This window comes from Sulfitobacter sp. 1A10359, assembly GCF_043558145.1.
Classification (GTDB): Bacteria; Pseudomonadota; Alphaproteobacteria; order Rhodobacterales; family Rhodobacteraceae; genus Sulfitobacter; species Sulfitobacter faviae.
This window is the reverse complement of record NZ_JBIFGB010000003.1, coordinates 441,232-458,258: the sequence shown is the minus strand read 5'-3', so window position 1 is coordinate 458,258 and position 17,027 is coordinate 441,232. Positions and strand designations below refer to the sequence as shown.

Here is a 17,027-nt window from a genome sequence, read left to right as displayed (position 1 = left end):
CTGACACGAAGGGCCGCAAAGCCTACCCGACGGGCTGGGGCAAGTCGGGCAGAACCGGCGCGGCAGCGATCAGCGATTTGGTATAGGCGTGCTGCGGCGCGTCAAAGACCTGCGCGGTCTCTCCGGCCTCGACGATCTTGCCGGACTGCATCACCAGCACCCGGTCCGTCACCGTGCGCACCACCGAAAGGTCATGCGAGATGAAGAGATAGGTCAGGTCATAATGGCTGCAAAGATCGGCCAGCAGGTCGAGGATCTGCGCCCGGACCGAGACATCCAGCGCGCTGACGGCCTCATCGAACAGGATCAACTCGGGCCGGATGATCAGCGCCCGGGCAATGGCGATCCGCTGGCGCTGCCCGCCGGAGAATTCGTGAATGTATTTCCGTGCATCCGCCGGGCGCAGTCCCACGGCGGTCAGCGCTTCGTCAATCGCGCGGGAACGCTCGGCCCCCTGTGGCGGGTTGTCGAGCAGGTGAAACGGCTCGGTCACCAACCGATCAACGCGGTGGCGCGGATTGAAGCTGCCGAAAGGGTCTTGAAACACCACCTGCATCTTGCGGCGCACGGCGAGGTTCGGCTGCGTCCCGGTAAAGACCGGCTGGCCATCGACAGTGATACTGCCCTCTTGCACCGGCTCCAGCCCCAAAATCGCCCGGGTCAGGGTCGATTTCCCGCAACCGGATTCCCCGACCAGCCCCAAACGCTCCCCCCGGTTTAGGGTAAAGCTGAGGTTGTCCACCGCGCGGAACGTGCCGGGCGCGCCAAAGAGTGTCTTGCGCGGCAGATGGTAATCGCGGCATACGCCTTTGACCTCTAACAGAGGCTTAGGCGCGGGCGGCGCGGGCAGGTTCACCTCATGGCGTGAGGCGTCGAAAAGCATTTTGGTATAGGGGTGCTGCATGTTGTGCAGGAGGGCCCGCGTCTCCCCCTGTTCGACGATCTGCCCCTTGCGCATGACGATGATCCGGTCGGCCATATCCGCCACGACGGCAAGGTCGTGGGTGATCATCAACAGCCCCATGCCGTCTTCGCGCGCCAATCGGGTCAGCAGGGCGAGGATCTGCGCCTGTGTGGTGACATCCAGCGCGGTGGTCGGCTCGTCCGCGATCAGCAGACGGGGGCGCAGGGCGATGGCGATGGCGATCACCACCCGCTGGCGCTGCCCGCCGCTTAGCTCATGCGGATAGCGCGATAGGGGAAAGCGGTCTTGGGGCAAGCCCACGCGGGTCAGCGTATCGGCGGCTCGGGCCTCAGCCTCGGCCCGGGAGACGCTGGGTTCGTGCACCCGGATGGTCTCAGCCACTTGGCGACCGATGCTTTGCACCGGGTTGAGCGCGGTCATCGGCTCTTGGAACACCATGCCGATGTCATTGCCGCGCATATCGCAAAGCGCTGCCTCGTCCATCTGGGTCAGATCGTCCTCGCCCAGCATGATATGCCCGGTCGTCGTCGCGCCCTTGGGCAGCAGCTGCATCGCCGCCAGCGCGGTCATCGACTTGCCCGAGCCGCTTTCCCCGGTCACGGCCACGATCTCTCCCGGTGCGACGGAAAAGGTCACCCCGTCGAGGATGCGCAGCCCGTGGATAGAGAGCGAAAGGTTGGAGACAGAAAGAAGCGTCATGTGCGTGCCACCCTCAGGCGGGGATCAAGCAGGTCGCGCAGCCCGTCACCCATCAGGTTCAGCCCCAACACCGTCAGGATGATCGCGAACCCCGGCATCAGGGCCATATGCGGCGCGATGCTGACCATGGTCTGCGCATCGGCCAGCATCCGGCCCCAAGACGGCACCGGCGGCTGCGCGCCGAGGCCGACATAGCTCAGCCCCGCCTCGGCAAGGATGCCGAGAGAAAACTGGATGGTCCCCTGCACGATCAGCAGGTTGGCGACATTGGGCAGGATATGCTCGAACGAGATACGCGCCGCGGATTTGCCTGCCACCCGTGCCGCCATGATGAACTCCCGCTGCCACAGCGACAGCGCCGCGCCGCGGGTAATGCGGGCGAAAACGGGAATGTTGAAGATACCGATGGCAATGATCGCGTTGATCGCCCCGGCCCCGAAGACCGCCGTGATCAGAATGGCGATGACAATGGCCGGGAAGGCAAAGACCAGATCATTGCCGCGCATGATGACCTCATCCACAAGGCTGCCGCGCCGCGCCGCAGCCCAAAGCCCCAACGGCACACCCACGCCCATGCCAATGCCCACCGCCACCAGCGCCACGGCGATGGAGGTGCGCGCACCGACCATGATCATGCTCAGAATGTCGCGACCAAAGTGATCCGTCCCCATGGGATGCACCAACGACGGGCTGCGCAGCTTGTTCGCGATATCAAGCCCGGCATAGTCATAGGGCGTCCAGACAAAGGAAATCACCGCAGCCAGCAGAAAGACCGAAGTCAGCACGGCCCCAAGGATCAGGTTGCGGTTCATGTGCGGGCCCTCAACCGGGGATCGACGGCGGCATAGGCCACATCGACAAGGAAGTTCACCAAGATCACCGAAAAGACCAAGAGCATCACCACCGACTCGACCACGATCAAATCCCGCGCCGAGATCGACTGAAACACCAACCGCCCGAGCCCCGGCAGGTAAAAGACCTGCTCAATAATGATCGACCCGGCCAGCAGGAAAGAGAACTGCAAGCCGATGATGGTCAGCACCGGGATCAGCGCATTGCGCAGCCCGTGCCGCCAAAGCGCCTGCCGCGCCGTCAGCCCCTTGGCCCGCGCGGTGCGCATGAAATCTTCGCCCAGCACATCCAGCAGGGCCGAGCGCATGACCCGCGCAAGGATCGCCGCCTGCGGCAAGGCCAGCGCGATGGCGGGCAGGGTCAGCGCGTGCAGCCCGGCGAAAAGCCCCTTGTCCCAACCGACGAAACCGCCTGCCGAAAACCAGCGCAGATTGATCGAAAAGATCAGCACGAGGATCATGGCGAACCAGAAGTTCGGCACCGCCACGCCCAATTGCGTCGCCCCCATCACGCCCACATCCCCCGCCCGACCGCGGCGCGAGGCAGCATAGATGCCCGCCGGAAAGGCCACGATGACAGAGAGGAAAAGCGCATAAAGCGCCAAAGGCACAGAGACCCAAAGCCGGTCGCCAATCATCTCGGTCACCGGGGTGCGATAGGTGTAGGAGGTGCCGAAATCCCCCTGCAACATGCCACCGACCCATTCCAGATAACGCTCTGGCCGGGACTGATCGAGCCCCAGTTCACTGCGCAGCGCGGCCAGTGTTTCGGGCTGGGCATTCAAGCCCAGCATAAAGGACGCCGGATCGCCGGGGGCGACCTCGATCACTATGAAAATCACCAGCGACGCAACCGCGAGACTGATGAGCAAGGAGAGAAATCTTTTCAACGCATAGCGCAACATAGCGCGGAGGTTAGGCGGCACGCTCGGGAGGGTCCAGAGCCCGCGTGCAGTTTCCCCCGCAAGAAAGAAAAAAATGATCATTTTTTGGATGTTCGGCCAGCTGCGCCCCGAATGATCGCCGAAAGAATCCAGTCAAGGCATGCCCTTAGCCGCTTTGGGCGCGGTTTCGCGGGACTTATTGCTATGCGCTGGAACCATATCCGTTATGCGGTGTTGTCTTCGGGAGAACAGACAAAACTGGAGAATGGAAATGAAAACGACTTTGAAAACACTTGCGATCGCCGGCCTTCTGGGCACCGTTTCCGCACCCGCCTTCGCCGCTGCGCACATGGATATGGCAACCATGACCTGCGCGCAGTACCAAGAACTCAGCGATGACGACAAAATGAAAGTCGCTTCCATGGCAATCGCCGAGTTGGAAGATGGCGGCCACGGTGGCTCCATGATCACCGAAACCAAGAGCGACGGTTCCGAGCCGAGCGACATCTCCGCTGAAGAAGCGACAGATTCCGAAGAGACTGAAGATTCCCTGATCGACAACACCAAAGCTGTTGAAGATTCCGAAGAAGCTGACGAAATGGCAGACACGGACATGCAGCAGGAAATGGAAGACTTCATGGTCGTCTGCAACCAGAACCCCGATGCACTGGTAAGCGAAGCCGCTGCTGGCATGCGTGGCAAAGACTAATAGGTCTTCGCCTCTAATTACAAAGGGCGCGCCTCACGGCGCGCCCTTTTTTAGTGTCTCAACATGATCCTTTCAGATCACTCCGCCCAGCTGACACCAGTCAGATCGGTCGCCTGTGTCGGTGCGTTCACCCAAAGCCCCTCGACACCGGCCTTGGCAATCGTCGGGAAGGCGAGCTGGAACAGGTAACCGTTCACATAGTCTTCGGCGATGATGCGCTGCGCCTTGGCCAGCATCTCGCTCCGCGCGGCGGGGTCGGCCGTCTTGTTGAACTCGGTCATCAGAGACTGGAACTCGGCATTGTCATACTGGAAGTAATAGTCCGGGTTGGCATAGATGTTGATGTCCATCGGCTCTGTATGACTGACGATCGACAGGCCGAAATCTTTGCCTTTGAACACGGTTTCCAGCCACTGCGCCCATTCGACATTGGTGATCTGCGCCTTGATGCCAACCTCGGCCAACTGCGCGGCGATGATCTCACCCCCGCGGCGGGCGTAGGAGGGGGGCGGCAGGTGCAATGTCGTCTCGAACCCATCGGGGAAACCGGCCTCGGCCAGCAGCGCCTTCGATTTCTCGGGATCGTAGCTGCTCATCTCCGTCAGGTCGACGTAGTCTGGGTTATGCGGTGCGAAATGGGTGCCGATGGGCGTGCCATAGCCAAACATCGCGCCGTCGATGATCGCCTGCCGGTCGATGGCATGGGCAACGGCCTCACGCACTTTAACGTTATCGAAAGGTTCGCGCTGATTGTTGATCGACAGGATCGTTTCCCCCTCGGTCGAACCGATCAGAACCTGAAACCGCGGGTCGGCTTCGAACTGGGGGATATTCTCAGGCGCGGGGAAGCCAGTGAAAACATCGACATCCTCGGCCATGACGGAGGCGAAAGCCGCTGTCGGGTCCGAGATGAATTTGAACGTCGCGCTGGCCAGGGCGGGCGCTTCGCCCCAATAGTCTTCATTCCGGGTCAGGGTGATCTTGTCGCCTTGGTTCCAGTTCTCAAATTTGAAAGCGCCGGTGCCGATTGGGGTCTGTTTGATCGTCTCGACAGACTCTGGCGCCACGATCACCGCATCGCCCCAAGCGAGGTTGAACAGCATGTTGCCGTTCGGCTCGCTCAGTTTGACCTCAACGGTCTGCGGGTCGATGACATTCACCTCGGAAATCGCGGAATAAAGTGCCTTTTGCGCGTTGGCGCTGTCTTCGGCATTGATCCGGTCGAGGGTGAATTTCACATCCTCGGCATCCATCGTGGTGCCATCGTGAAAGGTAACCCCCTCACGCAGCTTGAAGGTATAGGTCAGCCCGTCTTCGGAAATCTCCCAAGATTCTGCCAGCCCCGGCACCACAGAGCCGTCGCCCATGAAGCGGGTCAGCCCTTCGAAAACATTGGTATATAGCACCGAGTCGATGGCGCCCGCAGCGGCGGAGGTCGGATCGAGGTGCGGCGGCTCAAGTTGCATGGCGACGGTGATGTCGTCCTTGGCAAGGGCCGTCGTGGCGGCAGCGACCAATGCGGCGCTGGCCACACCGGTCATCAAACGGTTCAAACGGTTCATGAAAGTCTCCCATATTGGTGTATTTTTTTGCGAGGCTAGCCAAAAGCCACGCGGCACGCCAGCCTTCGTTGCCAAGCGCGCGCGAGAAGGGTATCGCGGGTGCTTTGCACGGGCGCGCCGCGCATCGGGGCGACCGTGAAAAGGCATCAGGAGAACATCATGGCCACGCTGGGGATTGATTTCGGAACCTCCAACACCGCGGCGGGCATCGCCATCGGCGGCACCCCGCGACTGATCTCGCTGGAGGCCGAGGCACAGACCCTTCCGACGGCGGTCTTCTTTGATTTCGAGGCGCGGGAAATGCGGATCGGTGCCGCGGCATCCGACGCGCTGCTGGCCGGGGCCGAGGGCCGCTATATGCGCGGCTTGAAAAGCCTGCTTGGCACCCGGCTAATGCGCGAACGAAGGGTGCTCTTGGGCGAAAGACTCGACTTTATCGACATTGTTGCGCGGTTTCTGGCGCGGGTCAAAACGCAGGCCGAGGCCGCCACAGGACTGCACTTCGACAGGGCGCTCTCGGGGCGCCCCGTGCGCTTTCATTCCGCCGATGACGCCCGCGATGCCCAAGCCCTGACAGACCTGCGCGAGGCCTATGGCCGGGCGGGTATCGATCATGTGGACTTCATGAACGAACCCGAAGCCGCCGCGATTGCCAATCGCGCGGCCTTGCGTCCGGGGGATCTGGGGCTGGTTATCGATATCGGCGGCGGCACCTCGGATTTCACGCTTTTCCGCCAGCGCGGGAATGATGAGATCGACATTTTGGAAAGCCACGGCATTCGGCTGGGCGGGACCGATTTCGACCGGTCCCTGTCGATCGGGCGGGTGATGCCGCAGCTTGGCATGGGCAGCGAAATTCGCCACGCTTTCGGGGGTGACACCCATATCGCGCCCAATGCGATCTTTAACGATCTGGCCACTTGGGCGAAAATTCCGTTTCTCTATGGGCCGGAGACCCGTAAGGCGGCGGCGGAACTGCATAAGTTCGCCGAACATCCCAAACGTCTGGCTCGCTTGGTCAAAGTGCTTGATGAAGAGCTTGGTCATGACCTCGCCTTTGCTGTCGAAGCGGGGAAAATCCGTGCCAACGGGGCGGGCGACGCGGGGGATGCTGAACCGGTGATCGACGTGTCGATGCTCAAACCCCGCGCGACCTTGCCCCTACCCCGCGATTGGATGCGCAAGCGGCTGTCGAAGCTCGCCGTCCAAATGGGGGACGCGGCAGAGGCGACGGCGCAGAAGGCAGGCCTCGCGCCCGAGGCAGTGGACCGGCTGATCTTTGTCGGCGGGTCGAGCCTGATGGCGGTGGTCGAAGAGGAGATGCGGGCGCGGTTTCCACGGGCGGAACTGCATCGGGGGGCGGCGCTGACGGCGATTGTTGAGGGGTTGGCCTTGCGGGCCGGTGGGGATGAAGGCGGCTGATCCGGCTGGTTGAGAGTGCGGGATCGGTATTTGAGAAAGGATGAAGGTGAAGGGGGGCTCGAAAGGGCCGCTGGTGGTGCGGCGTGAGGCTGCGGTCTTTTTACTGTGCAGGAGGCCGCGGCGGGCTATGTTCATCATGTCCGTAGTTTTTAGGAAGAACGCGCATGGCCCCACTGATCCAGAAGAAACCCCCGACCTCTGCTGTGCAGGAGGAGGCGGAAGAACGCTCTGTCAGTGATGCGGCGGCGCTGTCGCCCAAGCTGATCTATGAGGTGATCCGCCGCGAGGGGCGCGATGAGTTGAACCGCACCAACCGTTCGCTGATCTGGTCGGGGATTTCCGCGGGGATGCTGATCAGTCTTTCGGTCTTGGGCGAGGCGATTTTCCGGACCTATCTGCCGGATGCGGAGTGGCGGTTTTTGCTAGAGAACCTTGGCTATTCCTTGGGTTTCATCGCTGTCATCATGGGCCGGATGCAGTTGTTTACCGAGAACACCATTACCACCGTCTTGCCGCTGATGCAGGAGCGCAGCTTGGGTGTTTTGTGCAGTCTGCTGCGGCTTTGGGGTGTTGTATTGGGGGCGAATGTCGTCGGGGCCTTTGCGGCGGCGGCGCTGTTTGTCTATACACCTGCTATTCCGGAAAACATTCTGCCCGCCATTATCAGCCTTTCGGAACATGCCACCGGGATGGGGGTGTCGGAGGCGTTCTGGCGGGGCATTCCGGCGGGCGTGATCGTGGCGCTGATCGTTTGGATGCTTCCGCAGGCGGATGAGACCGCTTTTTTCCTGATCCTGACCTTCACTTGGCTGATTGCGGCGGGGGATTTCACGCATATCGTCGCGGGTTCGGTCGAGATGGCCGCGCTGATCCTGCATGGCGGCTTGGGGGTCGGTCAGGCGATCTTTGGCTTCTTCCTGCCGGTGCTTGTGGGCAACATCATCGGCGGCACGGTGGTCTTCACCCTTGTTGCTTGGGGCCAGGTCCGCGACGATGTGGAGGACAGTTGAGGCAAAGCGGTCCCGATCAAGGTCGGGGCCGAATTGAGAGGAATGGCATTGGTGTTGCGCAGACCCCCGACCCGACCGGCGATCTATTGGGATGCTTTCAAAGCAAGCCTGAAACAGGCGGCGGAGGACAACCTTGCGCTGATCTCGGCCGGGGTGGCGTTTTTCGCTATGTTGTCGCTGTTTCCGGCGCTGGCCGCATTGATCGCGCTTTTGGGGCTGATTTCGGACCCTGTCGTCGTCGTCGCCCAATTGGAGGAAGTGCGCGGGCTGCTGCCGGATGATGTCTATGACATCATCAATACGCAGGTGACCGGCTTGGTCACCGCGCGGGCCGATACGCTGGGTTGGGCCGGTATCGTGTCATTGCTGGTGGCGCTTTGGTCCGCCCGGGCCGGGGTGGGGGCGATGGTGATCGGGTTGAACGCCGTTTACAATGAGCGCAACCGCAATGCCGCGAAACACTACCTTCATGCCCTGCTTCTGACGGTGAGCCTTGTGGCGGTGGGCATTGTGGCGCTGCTGGCGGTGGTGATCGCGCCGATCATTCTGGCCTTCATCCCGCTTGGCCCCTTTGGCAATGCGGTGGCCGACCTTTTGCGTTGGACCGTGGCGACGGTGGTTTTGTTTGCCGGGGTTGGGGTGCTCTACCGCTTTGGCCCGAACCGGCGGGCAGCGCGGCTGCCGTGGCTCAGCAGCGGGGCGATTTTGGCGGTGCTGTCTTGGGCGGTGCTTTCCATCGGTTTTTCCTATTATGTGGCCAATTTCGGCAATTACAATCAGGTCTACGGCTCGATCGGGGCGGTGATCGCGATGTTAATCTGGCTTTGGATCAGCAGCTTTCTGATCTTGTTTGGGGCCGCGTTGAACGCGCAGGTGGAGCGGCGGACGCGGCCTGACAGCACCGTCGGCCCGGCCAAACCGCGGGGTCAGCGCGGGGCGAAGGCGGCGGATACCTATATTGATCTGGCGCAGGACTGACGGTTAGAGCAGCGGGCGTTTTTGGCGGCTTTCCGGATCGGTCATCCCCTCTTTCGCCAAGGCGGCGAGATCGTTGATTTGCAGCACCCTGTCGGACCATGACAGCAATTGACGCTCCTTCAGGGCGCCGAGGGTCTTGTTGGTGTGCACCACCGAGAGGCCAAGCGCATCGGCCAGATCGCGTTGGGAATAGGGCAGCAGCATCTGGTTGTGGGTGACCATCCCGAGCGACTGGCCGCGTTCGAAAATCTTGACCATCGCCCAAGCGATGGCCTGCATCGCGGTGCGTTGGCCGATGGTGGCGAGGACTTCGCCCATGAAATGCTCTTCGATGGCGGCCAGCCAAGTGATGTCAAAAGCGCGTTCGGGGTGGGATTTGAAGAAGTTCCAGAACTCACTGCGGTTGAAAACGCAGAGCCGCATATGGGTCCGGGCTTCGACGGAGTGGCCCATCTCGCCCATGATGCCAGCCTGTAGTCCGATGAAATCGCCGGGGAAGACAAAGCTGATGACCTGCCGGCTGCCGTTCTCCAGCGTCTTGTCGCGGATGCCCATTCCGGTGAGCGCCGTGTAAAGCTGGGGCGAGTTCGACCCTTCCATCAGGATCGGCGTGCCCGGTTCGACGGTCAACTCACCCGACTTGAACTTCTCCATGAAGCTCACTTCTTCTTTCGACATCGGCAGGAAGGCATCCTTGCGCCGAAGGGGGCAATAGCGGCATTGTGTCGTCATTAGATAAAATTTGCCTTCATATGTCTTAGTTTAATGCGCGTGTTTTGCGCACCCCCTACACCGACGACTTTGCTTACCCGGGGGAAGACCATGTCGATCTTGATCTACGAACCGGACCCATTGGTCTGTTCAGACATAAATGAAACGCTTTCTGCCGCGTTTCCGCAATCTCAAATTGAAGTATTGGAAAGCTTTGATCTCAGCGCATTGGTGAACAACGTCAACGACACGGAATTCGCGGTCCTGTCGCTGCGGCGCGAACAGTTGCAGCAGCATCTGTCGGAACTGTCGAACTTGCAGGAGTGGTTTCCGATCATCTGCATCATGAACGATACGCCACGGCTGGCAAAGGTAGGCGAGCGGCTGAAATTCATCACCCGCCCGTTTTCCAGCAGCAACCTGCTGGCCGCGGTTAACGGCGCGCTTTCTGACCCGCGGTTATGCCAGCCAGAAATGCCATGACCAGGTTCTTCAGGCCATCATGATCGGAGGCGGCGGAGTCTTCTTGCCGGGACGGCTGCGCCGCGGCCTCACCATCTGACCCGGCGATGGCGAGCAAGAGAAAGCCCATCCCGAAATAGACCGCGCCGAGGATCAGCGCGGCGGTGAGCGTAGTGGTGACGGTGATGAGGTAGAGCCATGCCGCCAGCGTGAGAAACAGCAGGCCGATCAGCAAAAAAAGCACGGCCCCGGCGCTGAGCATGGCGGTACGCAGCGCCCGTCGCAGGGAGCCGCGCAGATGTTGCATCACCGAAGACAGCATTTAGCGGCGGGCCGTCACAAGACCGACGAGGAAACCGATGCCTGCGGCAATCCCCAAAGCGGTTCCGGGCTGGGCCTTGAGGAATTCCTCGGCCTGTTGCTGAACTTCCATCGCCTTGAGACGCCCCGTATCGGCGAAATCATTCGCCGCATCGCGGGCATTATCGCGCATCTCTTCCGACTTGGCCTTGCCATAGTCGCCCAGGGTTTCGGTCAGGGATGCGATGTCTTTTTTGAGAAGTGCGATCTGATCCGACAGATCGTCAATCGTCACCTCTTTTGCGGCAGCGGTTGTGGTCTTGGCCATGCGGACCTCCTGAATGTTTGAGTGATGTTAGGCGGCACGCGCTTTTAATGCAAAGGGTTCCCTGCGCGACGTTGCGCGCGGGGAACCCTGTTTTCGCGGCTCAGCTTCAGGCGTTGAGCGTTTCCGTGGAGGAAAAGAACATCGCTTGCGACACGGCCGAGACGACCTGATCCACCGAATAGGGTTTGGAAATCAGGAAGGCAGGCTCGGGCTTGTCGCCGGTCAGCAGACGCTCAGGGAAGGCGGTGATGAAGATCACCGGACGCATGCCCAGCTCGTTCAACAGGTCGTTCACTGCGTCGATGCCCGAAGAGTTGTCGGCCAGTTGAATGTCGGCGAGGATCAGGTCCGGCACATCGGCCTTGCCCAGTTTCACCGCCTCTTCGCGGGTGCGGGCGATGCCGGTCACGCGGTGGCCCATCTCGGCCACGATGGATTCAATGTCCATCGCGATGATGGCTTCGTCCTCGATGATCATCACCGAACCCGAGGTGCTGTCGGCCATTTCGCGATGGGCGATCTGGATCAACTCGCCCGCTTCGGCCTCATCCACACCGATGATCTTGGCGATTTCCCCGTGAGAGAAGCCTTCGATCGTGTGCAGCAAAAGCGCTTCACGGCTGTTGTTCGTAAGGCTGGAAAGATGGCGCTGTGCCTTGGCCCGCGGGCCGCTTTCGCCCTCTTCGACCGGGGCGCCGGCGCTGGCCCAAATTCCGTACAAGACCTTGAAAAGACCCGTCTTTGTGTCCACCCCATCGAGCACCGAGCGATCAACCAAGATGGCTTCCAGCGCCGCCGCAGCAAAGGTGTCGCCGCTGGTCTGGCTGCCTGTCATCGCCCGCGCGAACCGGCGAAGGTAGGGGATGTTGGCTCCCAGTTCATCGCTGATGCTGGTCTTTTGTGTCGCATCGTTCATCTAGTCGAATCCTTTTTACTTTTCTTGGAACCAAACACGTCGACATTGTGTTTGGTTCCAGTATGCATGCATAATTATTCAAACGAGACGACGATGCCAGAGGTGATGTTAGTGAATTCAGGAAACAAGGACGAGCGCGAGCGCGTCATCGATGACAACCTCAAACGGGTCTTCGATGAGACGCTCGAAGAAGGCATCCCTGATCGTTTCAAGGATCTGCTTCAGAAGTTGAAGGAACAGGATTCAGAAAAAGGAACGTCATGATGACCCGTCCCGATCCGCGCGACGAGCTGGTAGAACATCTGCCGGCCATGCGGGCCTTTGCCATCAGCCTGACACGCAATGGTGCCACGGCAGACGACATGGTGCAGGACACCTTGGTCAAGGCGTGGACCAACATCGAAAAGTTCCAAGAAGGCACGAATATGCGTGCTTGGCTCTTCACGATCCTGCGTAACACCTACTATTCCTCGCGCCGTAAGGCGAAGCGCGAAGTCTCGGACGTGGATGGCGTGCTGACCGATGGGCTGGCCGAAAAGCCCGCACACGACGGCCACATGCAGATGACCGACTTCCGCAAGGCACTGGCCCTTTTGAAGGATGAACAACGCGAAGCGCTGCTTCTTGTCGGGGCCTCCGGTTTCTCTTACGAAGAAGCTGCGGAAATGTGTGGGGTCGCTGTTGGCACCATCAAGAGCCGCACCAACCGGGCGCGTGCCCGCCTTGCCGAACTGCTGGGTCACCATGACGACGAGTCGCTTGAAATGACCGATGACGCAACAATGTCTGTCCTATCCGCATCTAAAGTTTCCTCTTTCTAAATATGACATCTGGCTTCTTCAGCGGTGATCTGATGCGTGGGCTGACGATCCGTATCCTGCTGTTCCTGTCTCTCGCGCTTTTGCCCATCGGGCTGATCGCGGTTGTACAGACACGGCAGATCGCGGATCAAAGTCGCCAAAGCGCGGAGCTATCGCTGATCGCCGTCACGGAACAAGCCTCCGCGGCGGAACGCCGGGTGATCCAAGAGGCCTTTGGCGCGGCAGAAGCGCTCACCGCCATCGTGCGGCTCAGGCGGGAAGATCCCGAGGAATGCACGGCTTTCCTTAGGGAATACAAACAGGCGTCAGACATCTATTCGCTTGTGGGTTTCATCGGGCTAGACGGACAAATGACCTGCTCCTCCACGGGGCAGGATCATGACTTTTCGCAGGATGAGAATTTCCAGACCCTGCTGGAAAACCCCGTCCGGCGCGCGATGCCAGTGTTGCAGGGGGCGGTCAGCAATCAAGTGGTCACGCTGATCAACGCGCCGGTCTACGAAGAGCGCGAGTTGATCGGCTTCATGGCACTTAGCATCCCCGAGGATGCGATCAACGCGATCCGCGAGCCCAAGAGCAAACACAGCAGCGTCGCGATGATGACCCTCAATAAGATGGGTCATATCCTTACCACCGAAAACGGGCTTGAGGTGGCCAAGACGGAATATCCCAGCGATGTCGCCCTTTCGTTGCTGACCACGAAAGAACCCAATGTCTTTCTTTCGCAAAATTCCGACGGCCAAGAACGCGCCTATGTGATCGTGCCGATCGTGCCCGGCACGGTCTTCGCGCTTAGCGTTTGGCCCAGCAACACCCCGTTTTTGGACACCGGCGTTTCGACCCGTCTGAGCGCGCTTTTGCCCATCGTCATGTGGCTGGCGAGCCTTATCGTGGCCTTCTGGGCGCTGAACCGTCTGGCGATCAACCATATCCGCAAACTCGGGCGGCAGATGCGGCGCTTCGCGCTGAACCGTACCCTGCCGCGGGGGACACTCGGCCCCTCGGTTCCCACTGAATTGGTCGAGATGGAGTCTGCTTTTGTCGGCATGGCGGAATCCATCTTGCGAGACGAGGCGACGTTGGAAGACAGCCTTCGGCAGAAAAACATCCTGCTGAAAGAGGTGCATCACCGGGTCAAAAACAACCTGCAACTGATCTCTTCGATCATGAACATGCAGATCCGGCAGGCCAAAAGCGAAGATGCGCGTTTCGTGCTGCGCCGGCTGCAAGACCGTATCCTCAGCCTCGCCACCGTGCATAAGAACCTGTATCAGAATGACGATCTGGTCCGCGTCAATGCCAGCGAGCTGCTGCGTGAGATTGTGGGCCAGATGCTCTCAGTCGGCTTGCCATCCGGCTCTGGCGTGAAGGTGGAACAGTCCTTCGAGCCGATCAAGATCGACGCCGACGATGCCGCGCCGCTGACCCTGCTGGTCTCTGAGGCGCTGACCAATGCGCTTAAATACGTCTCGACGGTCGAACATGGCAAAGGCTTCATTTCGCTTAAACTGATCCAAACCGGGCCAGAGCAGGCGATGCTCGAAGTGCGCAACACCATCGGCAACCCCGAAGAGGTGAAGTCCGGCACCGGGCTAGGCTCGCGTCTGATCCTCGCCTTTACCCGCCAGTTGAACGGCCAGGTCGAGGTCGAAACCAACGACGACATCTATCAGATCAGGGTGAACTTCCACGTCCCGACCGACAGTAAAATGATCTACGATTACTGAGGCGCCAAAGCCCCAATGGAATCTGGCCCGAAACGTGGCGGAGCGATCACAGACTCGTCATAGGCGAAAAATTTGTCGGAACCCTTTGGCCTGCGCGCGGTTGAGCACCTGAAACGCAGTGCTAAAAAGGAACACGGAGATGACCACGGAGCTTTTTCTCGGCGGTCTGACCATCCTGACCTTAGCGGCGGTCATCATCCTTGCCCTCACCACGGGCCGAAGGGAACTTCACCCGGATGAGGACCGCACCGGGCGCGAAAAACAGCAACCGGAGACCCAAAGGTCGAACTACCGGTCAGACTACTAAGACCTGACACCCCCTATCGACCGCCCCGAGCAGAATGCTCGGGGCGGTCGATATTTATGGGGCACCTTTTTTAGAAACTGGGCGGGGTACAGGCGCTGACGATCTCACAACTCTCGGACCCGGTGTTGCGGAACCGATGCGGCAGGCGGCTGTCGAACAGATATCCATCCCCGGCATGAAGCAGGCTGACCGCGCCATCCACCGTCACTTCGATGCTCCCGCGCACCACGACCCCCGCCTCTTCGCCCTCATGGCTCAGAAACTCAGGTCCGGTATCCGCGCCGGGCTCATAGGTTTCATGCAGCACCTGAAGCGCGTGATGTGCGGCACTGCCCAACTGGCGCAGGGATACGCCGCCTTGATGGCTCGGTGAAATCTCGGTCAACTCCTCCGCACGGTAGAAGACTTTGGCGCTGTCGTCTTCTTCCAAAATCGCGAAAAACTCGGCCATGCTGATGGGAATCGCGTCCAACAGACTTTTGAGCGACGCAACCGAGGGGCTGGTTCGGTTCTTCTCGATCAGCGATATCGTGCCATTGGTCAGCCCGGCCTTGGCCGCAAGCTCCCGTTGGGAGAGTCCGTGTTTCTTGCGGATCGCTCTGAGTTTATCGCCGACGTTCAATGGCTTGTCCTTTGTAGGCCCCCGCGCCGCCGCTACGGGGCACGGCCTTGGGTCAACCGGGGGTCACGGGAATTGTTAGATAGAGGCTGCGATCGCGATTGACAATTATATTAAACGGAATATGGATTTTTTAAACGACACGTCACTGCCCCCTCTCTTTCGCAATAAGGTATCTGTTCCATGTCCAGCACCGTCAAGAAATCACCCCGGAAATCCGCGGCCAAGGCCAAAGCCGCGCCGCAGATCTCCGTGGTCGAAACCAACCCCGCGACCCAGCCCGACGGTCAGACCAACGCCGACCTCATCGCGCGCCGCGATGCCGCCGTGCCGCGCGGTGTCGCCTCCGCCGCACCGATCTACGCGAAATATGCCGAGAACGCCGAGCTGTGGGACGTGGAAGGCAACCGCTACATCGACTTCGTCGGCGGCATCGGCGTGCTGAACACGGGGCACCGTCACCCCAAGGTGGTCGAGGCCGCCAAGGCGCAGGAAGATCACTACACCCACACCAGCTTTCAGGTCGTGCCCTACGGCCCTTACGTCGAACTGGCCGAGAAGCTGAACGCGCTCGCCCCCGGTGACGCGCCCAAGAAGACGCTGCTGGTCACCACCGGCGCCGAAGCCGTTGAGAACGCCGTGAAAATCGCCCGCGCTGCCACCGGCCGCCCGGGCATCATCGCCTTCACCGGCGGCTACCACGGCCGTACCCTGCTGACGCTTGGCATGACCGGCAAGGTCACGCCCTATAAGAAAGACGTCGGCCCCTTCCCCGCGGATGTCTTCCGCGCGCCTTTCCCCTCTGTCCGCGACGGGATCACCGTGCAGGATGCACTGACCGGGCTAAAAAACCTCTTCCTCACCGATGCCCAGCCCGAGCGTGTTGCCGCGATCATCATCGAGCCGGTGCTTGGCGAAGGCGGCTATACCCCCGTGCCCTTCGAGATGATGCAAGAGCTGCGCGCGATCTGTGACCAGCACGGCATTCTCTTGATCGCCGATGAGGTGCAGGCGGGCTTTGGCCGCACCGGCACATGGTTCGCGATCGAGCATTCCGGCGTGGTGCCAGACCTGATCACCGTGGCGAAATCCATGGCAGGTGGCTATCCGCTGGCCGGTGTCATTGGCCGCACCGATGTGATGGACGCTATGGACCCCGGCGGCTTGGGCGGCACCTATAGCGGCAACCCGGTGGCCTGCGCTGCGGCATTGGCAGCCATCGAGGTGATCGAAGACGAAGGTCTTCTGGCCCGCTCGACCGCGATGGGCGACACGCTCAAAGCCCGCTTTGCCGAGATTGGCGAGCGTTCCGCGCCCTTCCGGTTCTGGGACATCCGCGGCCTTGGCGCCATGGTCGCCGTTGAATTCGTGACCGACTTTGACAGCGCCACGCCCGACGCGGATTTCACCAAACGCGTCATCGCCCACGCGCTGAAGCGCGGCCTGCTGCTGCTGAGCTGTGGCATGTATGGCAACGCCGTGCGCGTGATGGTGCCGCTGACAGCCTCCGACGCCATCGTCGAAGAGGGGCTCGCCATCTTTGAAGAGGCCGTCGCCGCCGCTGTCGCCGAAGAGCAGAAGTAAACCAAACGGTCACACCGGATGGATCGGGCGCGCGGGGCAATCTGCGCGCCCATTTTTATGGCGTCCCTCCGGCGGGGGCATCCTGTCCCACCTCGGCCCTTGGCATCCGCCGGGGAAGCGCGCAAACTCCGCCCGAAATCAACGCCGGAGTGACGATGCCCTTGTTAGCCCCCTGCCCCATGCGCACCCTTGCGGGGATGTTTCACGTGAAG

General features: G+C 60.7%; 19 protein-coding genes. 10 read left to right on the top strand and 9 right to left on the bottom strand.

Annotation, left to right across the window (positions count from 1 at the left end):
- Positions 1–22: 22 nt before the first annotated feature.
- The 3 genes from ACGYK2_RS10625 to ACGYK2_RS10615 are packed head-to-tail and all read right to left on the bottom strand — an operon-like array spanning position 23 to position 3,380.
- Positions 23–1,624, bottom strand: a complete 1,602-nt coding sequence (locus ACGYK2_RS10625; protein ID WP_271688693.1) for an ABC transporter ATP-binding protein — start codon at positions 1,622–1,624, stop codon at positions 23–25.
- The gene (locus ACGYK2_RS10620) at positions 1,621–2,436 is read right to left on the bottom strand and encodes an ABC transporter permease (protein WP_271688692.1); all 816 of its coding nucleotides are present in this window, start codon (positions 2,434–2,436) and stop codon (positions 1,621–1,623) included. The genes ACGYK2_RS10625 and ACGYK2_RS10620 overlap by 4 nt, the downstream gene beginning before the upstream one ends.
- Entirely contained in the window at positions 2,433–3,380 is a 948-nt protein-coding gene (locus ACGYK2_RS10615; protein WP_271690017.1) for an ABC transporter permease, read from the bottom strand. The genes ACGYK2_RS10620 and ACGYK2_RS10615 overlap by 4 nt, the downstream gene beginning before the upstream one ends.
- A 250-nt stretch (positions 3,381–3,630) precedes the next feature.
- Between ACGYK2_RS10615 and ACGYK2_RS10610 the strand changes: the two genes are divergently transcribed.
- Positions 3,631–4,068, top strand: a complete 438-nt coding sequence (locus ACGYK2_RS10610) for an HdeA/HdeB family chaperone (RefSeq protein WP_271688691.1) — start codon at positions 3,631–3,633, stop codon at positions 4,066–4,068.
- Between the two features lie 77 nt (positions 4,069–4,145).
- Here ACGYK2_RS10610 and ACGYK2_RS10605 read toward each other — a convergent pair whose 3' ends face one another.
- Positions 4,146–5,630 (bottom strand): ABC transporter substrate-binding protein, encoded by a 1,485-nt coding sequence (locus ACGYK2_RS10605; RefSeq protein WP_067268209.1) that lies wholly within the window; start codon positions 5,628–5,630, stop codon positions 4,146–4,148.
- Between the two features lie 159 nt (positions 5,631–5,789).
- Between ACGYK2_RS10605 and ACGYK2_RS10600 the strand changes: the two genes are divergently transcribed.
- From ACGYK2_RS10600 to ACGYK2_RS10590, 3 genes are all read left to right on the top strand, one after another.
- Positions 5,790–7,052 carry an Hsp70 family protein gene (locus tag ACGYK2_RS10600; RefSeq protein ID WP_271688690.1) on the top strand — a complete coding sequence of 421 codons (1,263 nt, stop codon included), beginning with the start codon at positions 5,790–5,792 and terminating at the stop codon, positions 7,050–7,052.
- A 164-nt stretch (positions 7,053–7,216) separates the two neighbouring features.
- The gene (locus ACGYK2_RS10595) at positions 7,217–8,062 is read left to right on the top strand and encodes a formate/nitrite transporter family protein (protein WP_271688689.1); all 846 of its coding nucleotides are present in this window, start codon (positions 7,217–7,219) and stop codon (positions 8,060–8,062) included.
- Between the two features lie 42 nt (positions 8,063–8,104).
- Entirely contained in the window at positions 8,105–9,040 is a 936-nt protein-coding gene (locus ACGYK2_RS10590) for a YihY/virulence factor BrkB family protein (RefSeq protein WP_394374293.1), read from the top strand.
- A gap of 3 nt (positions 9,041–9,043) precedes the next feature.
- On the opposite strand, the gene ACGYK2_RS10585 is transcribed toward ACGYK2_RS10590, so the two are convergent.
- Positions 9,044–9,772: a Crp/Fnr family transcriptional regulator gene (locus ACGYK2_RS10585; RefSeq protein WP_271688688.1), complete on the bottom strand. Its 729-nt coding sequence runs from the start codon at positions 9,770–9,772 to the stop codon at positions 9,044–9,046.
- Positions 9,773–9,862: 90 nt separating this feature from the next.
- Here ACGYK2_RS10585 and ACGYK2_RS10580 point away from each other — a divergent pair, with 90 nt between their 5' ends.
- Positions 9,863–10,234 carry a hypothetical protein gene (locus ACGYK2_RS10580; protein WP_271688687.1) on the top strand — a complete coding sequence of 124 codons (372 nt, stop codon included), beginning with the start codon at positions 9,863–9,865 and terminating at the stop codon, positions 10,232–10,234.
- Here ACGYK2_RS10580 and ACGYK2_RS10575 read toward each other — a convergent pair.
- The 3 genes from ACGYK2_RS10575 to ACGYK2_RS10565 all read right to left on the bottom strand — a co-directional run bounded on the left by ACGYK2_RS10575 (position 10,185) and on the right by ACGYK2_RS10565 (position 11,757).
- The gene (locus ACGYK2_RS10575; RefSeq protein WP_271688686.1) at positions 10,185–10,535 is read right to left on the bottom strand and encodes a phage holin family protein; all 351 of its coding nucleotides are present in this window, start codon (positions 10,533–10,535) and stop codon (positions 10,185–10,187) included. The genes ACGYK2_RS10580 and ACGYK2_RS10575 overlap by 50 nt on opposite strands.
- Complete coding sequence (locus ACGYK2_RS10570) at positions 10,536–10,841, bottom strand: YqjD family protein (RefSeq protein WP_271688685.1); 306 nt, start codon at positions 10,839–10,841, stop codon at positions 10,536–10,538. It lies immediately after the preceding gene.
- A 106-nt stretch (positions 10,842–10,947) separates the two neighbouring features.
- Complete coding sequence (locus tag ACGYK2_RS10565; protein WP_067264155.1) at positions 10,948–11,757, bottom strand: response regulator; 810 nt, start codon at positions 11,755–11,757, stop codon at positions 10,948–10,950.
- A gap of 93 nt (positions 11,758–11,850) precedes the next feature.
- Between ACGYK2_RS10565 and ACGYK2_RS10560 the strand changes: the two genes are divergently transcribed.
- The 4 genes from ACGYK2_RS10560 (at position 11,851) to ACGYK2_RS10545 (ending at position 14,612) form a co-directional block, all read left to right on the top strand.
- A complete protein-coding gene (locus tag ACGYK2_RS10560; protein WP_197470876.1) occupies positions 11,851–12,021 on the top strand; it encodes a NepR family anti-sigma factor in 171 nt (56 codons plus the stop codon).
- Complete coding sequence (locus ACGYK2_RS10555; protein ID WP_067264157.1) at positions 12,021–12,578, top strand: RNA polymerase sigma factor; 558 nt, start codon at positions 12,021–12,023, stop codon at positions 12,576–12,578. Before ACGYK2_RS10560 ends, ACGYK2_RS10555 begins: the two co-directional genes overlap by 1 nt.
- A gap of 2 nt (positions 12,579–12,580) precedes the next feature.
- Positions 12,581–14,305, top strand: coding sequence for a sensor histidine kinase (locus ACGYK2_RS10550; RefSeq protein WP_271688684.1), 1,725 nt, complete (start codon positions 12,581–12,583; stop codon positions 14,303–14,305).
- A gap of 139 nt (positions 14,306–14,444) precedes the next feature.
- On the top strand, positions 14,445–14,612 hold the full coding sequence (locus ACGYK2_RS10545; protein ID WP_271688683.1) for a hypothetical protein: 168 nt from the start codon (positions 14,445–14,447) through the stop codon (positions 14,610–14,612).
- A gap of 70 nt (positions 14,613–14,682) precedes the next feature.
- On the opposite strand, the gene ACGYK2_RS10540 is transcribed toward ACGYK2_RS10545, so the two are convergent.
- Positions 14,683–15,234, bottom strand: a complete 552-nt coding sequence (locus ACGYK2_RS10540; RefSeq protein ID WP_209216952.1) for a cupin domain-containing protein — start codon at positions 15,232–15,234, stop codon at positions 14,683–14,685.
- A 180-nt stretch (positions 15,235–15,414) separates the two neighbouring features.
- On the opposite strand from ACGYK2_RS10540, the gene gabT reads away from it, so the two are divergent.
- On the top strand, positions 15,415–16,815 hold the full coding sequence (gene gabT / locus ACGYK2_RS10535; RefSeq protein WP_271688682.1) for a 4-aminobutyrate--2-oxoglutarate transaminase: 1,401 nt from the start codon (positions 15,415–15,417) through the stop codon (positions 16,813–16,815).
- The last annotated feature ends 212 nt before the right edge of the window (positions 16,816–17,027 follow it).